Genomic DNA, 4,840 nt, shown 5'->3' on the forward strand with positions numbered 1-4,840 from the left:
ATCTTCGGCGATTTCAGAGTTGTAGGCACATACGACCCCGTCACATCGTTTACTGATCTCATGAGGATTGACGGGACACCATTATTCCAGACGGAATACGATCTAATCCTGGTTCCCATCGGGTCGATTAATGATCCGGCAATAACGATAATCGAAGTTACAATCTTAACTGGACAAGGATACGATCCATTCAGTATAGGAGAAGAGCTAGCTTACGCTTTTGCAGCCACAACGGTAGCAAATAAGAATGGTGTTGCCAGAAAGATTGAATGGTCGCTTGAGCTCTCGATCAGTGGTCTAATACCATATCTTCCACCATTATTTATTGCGGCTTTGATGATGTATTCAACCATGGCTTCAGTTTATGAGGAGAGGAGAAGAGAATTCACAACATTAGCCACGCTTGGACTTGACCCGAAGAATACCTTCCAGGTTTTTCTCGTGGAGGCGCTTCTACTTGGGTTGATGGGTACATTCTTAGGCTTCTTCGGAAGTTATGTGCTGGGTTTCTTGCTTTCCACATTAGTCGGCTTATCATCTCAGACACTCTCATTCTCCAACTGGTCTATGCCCGCAATACTGATAGCGCTAATGACGGGCGTCGTCATGGTTTTTCTCGGCGGATATATACCGGCTGTGAGGGCTCAGGGCTTAAGCCTAATGGGGCGGGTCAAAAGAAGGGAAATGATAGGGGAACTGGTCACTCAAGGCGAAAACACAATTCTAATGCTTCCATTAAGAGAGACGATTCAGAATAGCGAACTCTTATACACATATATAAGAGAGACATTGGGGAGGATTGGGAAATCGCTTGTTGACCCTAGAACCGTTAAAGGTGAGATGCTAAGAGACGGCACATTCAGAGTGTCATTCGCAGTGATTGCGCCCGGCCAAACATTATCAATACCATGCGAAATCAAGGTTGACAGAGAGGCGGAGACGCTTATCCCGATCATCCAATTTCCAACAACCTATAGAACTTACGAGCGGATACGGTTGATCCTACGTGAACTCGAGAAGTACATGATTGGCTTCTCAGAATGGAAAGATAGACAGCTGAAGATGACAATTGTACGTGAGGCACCCAAAGAACGAAAGACGGTAGAGGAGATCATGGCCGATATAAAGGGAGCGATAGATCAGATCAGGGACTATAATAAGAGGCTGAAGATACTTGAGGGGCAGAAAGGAAAATTGTCCGAGGAAGTATATAATGAGTTTAAAGAGAAATACGTAAACATGATTGAAGAAAGATCCAAGAGTCTTAGAGCTATGACTATCAATCTCGAACCATATCAGAAAGAATTGAAAGAGGAAATAGCAAAGATAGAGGTCGAGGTGGAGAGGATTACGACCTCCTATAATCTGGGTGAGATTAGTGATGAGGAGTATGTTAAGATCTGTGGTCCACTGCAAGGGAGACTTGCAACACTTAAAAATAGATTACAGGAATTGGAGGAGATATTTGACTTTTTGAGGAGACCTATAACACCAACCTAACCGCATGTCAAATAAGATGTCTTAAACGTCCTAGCTTGGTGGAGGGCGTGTTCCAAGCTGAACGGTAACGAAAAGTTGTTGAGCACCTCTCACAACAGTTACAATTATGTTATCTCCAGGCGAAGTTTTTTCCTCCAGATAAGATGAGAGATCATCGGTGTTTATAATCCGTGAACCATTGATCGCTATTATTATATCTCCTCCTATGGTTATGCGCTGGCCCAATATAAAAGCTGATGCTGATCCGGCTTTTAGTCCTGCTTTTTCTGCAGGCCCATCCTTAAAGAGCCGAGTTATTAGGCATCCATATGTCACGTTAACATTCATAACCTTCGCAATATCAAATGTCATGTCTACGGCCTCGATTCCAAGCCATGGATGCCTATTGTAAGATCCCTCGTTCACTAGGTATGCAATCTCCCTCAATATTGTGTTTGAGGGGATTGCAAACCCAAGACCTTGAGAATCCGCCACTATTGCCGTGGCTATCCCTATTACCTCCCCGTTGAGATTTAACAATGGCCCGCCGGAATTTCCCGGATTCAGTGGTGCCGTAGTCTGGATTACTGGGGATATCGCATATGAGCCGCTCAATTCCTCTGTGATAGCTCTTCCAAGCGCGCTAACTATCCCGACAACCATGGAGCCTACAAGTCCAAATGGACTTCCAACCGCGATTACTGTATCCCCAACCTTCAACGTAGAGGAGCTGACAACTTTGAGCGGAGGATAATCTTGCAACGATTCCTCAGTTGAAAGAACGGCGAGGTCGGCATAGGGATCCGACCCAATTAACATTGCGGCATATGCGTTACCGTCATGGAATGTTACAGTAATGTTTAAAGCATCCTTAACGACATGACAGTTTGTGATGATAACTGATCTTCCCGTAATGTTGCATATGAAACCTGATCCCTGAACTTGACTATAGAGGATGCGCCCGAAAATATCTCTACTAATTGTCACACCCCTAATTAGAACAACCGATTTCCTAACATGCTCATAGAGTTCTGAAAGTGAAAAATCATCTTCCACAACATTTGAATGCGAAATGCTTCCCTGAATTGCACTCAAAGTCGTCCTCAAACCGGAAATTTCATACTGAAGAGTTGAGATCTGCTTTTGCAGCGAGTCAAACCTTTCGGCAAAAGATAGTATCGCGACGAGATAGCCTAAGCCCGCCCCAACCAGCAGAAGAGACAAGAGAAGAATTATGAGAAGAGACCGAGAATGCTCATTCGACGCCCTAAACCGCTCAGAAGTCATCTCTGATAAGAAAGTGGGAAAGCTAGACTTAAAGCAGATAATATGCAAGTCACCATCACTCCCTCAACACATATTTTATTAATTAACATACTGACTTGATGTATACCCTAATTATGCACTCAATTATTCGTCTACCAACTCTTCAAAAGCAATTACTTTAATAGGCTTTTTCCAAAATTTTAGCCAAATTTCCTCAATTGTCAATAAGTGAGGTAAAGTGGTGTTGGCCATTCGCCCATTGGGGTATGACTCTAGACCATATTCTCATGTGATGGCCATCGCATATTAGGAGAATATGGATGCGGGCCCGGCGGGAATTGAACCCACGACCCCCGGGTTAAAAGCCCGGTGCTCTATCCTTGCTGAGCTACGGGCCCAAACGACCACGCGTTTGGCACACTTCGTGAAATAAAGGCTCCCTTGATTATTTAGAGTTTACTGTTTTCAATAGAGGTAATTGGGATCAAGAAATATACTAAAAAAGAAAAAATTTGGTTGATGATGCCAAATTATGGACCCAGCCTCTCAACCTTCCTGAAGCGTCTTAATCTAAACTCAAACTCTACCTTGTAAACGAGAATTGTTCCTATGCTCCAATCTTATTTGTCACATCTCGGTCTAATTTTTGAGTTGTTCGTATAAAACAGTAATTGATAAAAAGATCCAAATGAATATAATGTCTCTTCGGATCGGAGCAGTTGAAATTGGAGCAAGAATTCATTGCCGTTGTTGACCAAAGTACATCAGGCACAAGGTTTGCAATATTCAACAAGCAAGGAAACATCGTTGCTCTCAACTATAGAGAGCATAAACAAATATGTCCTAGGCCGGGATGGGTCGAGCAAGACCCTGTAGAGATTTGGCGACAGACTCAGACATTAATAAGGTCCATGTTACGAAAGTCCAAGATTAAGTCGAAAAATATTTCAGCAATCGGCGTCACGAATCAGAGAGAGACCACGATGGTCTGGGACCCAGTTACTGGAAAGCCCTACTATAATGCTATAGTATGGTAGTGCAGTCGGACAACTAAAATCTGTCAACAACTTAGAGAGGCGGGACTAGAGCCTTTAATAAGAGAAAGGACAGGGCTTTACCTAAGTACATATTTCTCAGCTCCGAAGATAAGATGGATTCTAGAAAATGTTCCAGGCCTTAGAAAGAAGGCTGAGGAAGGTAGGGCAGTTTTTGGAACCGTCGATAGCTGGCTCATATGGAATTTGACGGGAGGACCTAAAAAGGGAAGCCATGTCACAGATTATACAAATGCGTCTAGAACAATGCTCATGGACCTAAAGAAACGGCTCGAGAATCCCTACAGCTATTAAGCAAGGCTGGAGTAGAATTAAAAATCCTTACCGGCGACAACGAATTGGTTATAAGAAAAGTATGCGAACACTTAGGTTTTGAAATTAAAGGTGTTGTTCTCGGAAGCGAAATTGCTCAAATGCATGATGAAGCCCTACAAAGAGTGGTCGAGGAAGCGAACGTTTTTGCGAGAGTGACACCAGTTCAAAAGGACAGAATAATCACCGCTTTGAAAAATAACGGGCATGTGGTTGGCTTTTTGGGAGACGGAATTAATGACGCGCCTTCAATGAAGACAGCAGACGTGGGCATATCAGTTGACAACGCTGTGGACGTAGCCAAAGAGTCTGCTGACATTATACTTCTGCAGAATGACTTAAGAATTCTTGAAGAAGGCGTTTTAGAAGGACGAAAAACTTTCGGCAACACTATGAAGTATATCATGATGGGTGTGAGCTCAAACTTTGGAAACATGTTCAGCGTGGCTGGGGCATCCTTGTTTCTGCCGTTTCTGCCCATGCTGCCTATACAGATACTGCTTAATAATCTCCTCTATGACTTCTCGCAGTCAACGATACCCACAGACGATGTTGACAAAGAATACGTTGAGAAGCCGAAAAGGTGGGATATACATTTTATTAAATGGTTTATGGTGTGTTTGGGTCCAGTCAGTTCCCTCTTCGACTTCTTAACATTTTTCGTGATGCTTCTCGCCTTTAATGCTCCTGCGCCGCTTTTCCAAACTGCTTGGTTCATTGAATCCCTA

At 43.4% G+C, this 4,840-nt stretch carries 2 protein-coding genes, 1 tRNA gene and 2 pseudogenes; 3 read left to right on the forward strand and 2 right to left on the reverse strand.

Annotation, left to right across the window (positions count from 1 at the left end; all coding sequences use genetic code 11):
• Positions 1-1,500 (forward strand): FtsX-like permease family protein (locus tag NZ952_06975; protein MCS7120924.1); only part of this gene is annotated, 1,500 nt, incomplete at its 5' end.
• 30 nt (positions 1,501-1,530) lie between these two features.
• Here NZ952_06975 and NZ952_06980 read toward each other — a convergent pair.
• Together NZ952_06980 and NZ952_06985 are read right to left on the reverse strand one after the other, a co-directional pair.
• The gene (locus NZ952_06980) at positions 1,531-2,766 is read right to left on the reverse strand and encodes a trypsin-like peptidase domain-containing protein (protein MCS7120925.1); all 1,236 of its coding nucleotides are present in this window, start codon (positions 2,764-2,766) and stop codon (positions 1,531-1,533) included.
• Positions 2,767-3,068: 302 nt separating this feature from the next.
• Positions 3,069-3,143: transfer RNA gene (locus NZ952_06985), tRNA-Lys, on the reverse strand.
• A 327-nt stretch (positions 3,144-3,470) separates the two neighbouring features.
• On the opposite strand from NZ952_06985, the pseudogene NZ952_06990 reads away from it, so the two are divergent.
• A pseudogene (locus NZ952_06990) lies at positions 3,471-4,094 on the forward strand (FGGY family carbohydrate kinase).
• Positions 4,058-4,840 (forward strand): annotated as a pseudogene (locus NZ952_06995) (HAD-IC family P-type ATPase). Before NZ952_06990 ends, NZ952_06995 begins: the two co-directional pseudogenes overlap by 37 nt.

The organism is Candidatus Bathyarchaeota archaeon, from assembly GCA_025059045.1.
GTDB lineage: Archaea > Thermoproteota > Bathyarchaeia > Bathyarchaeales > DTEX01 > JANXEA01.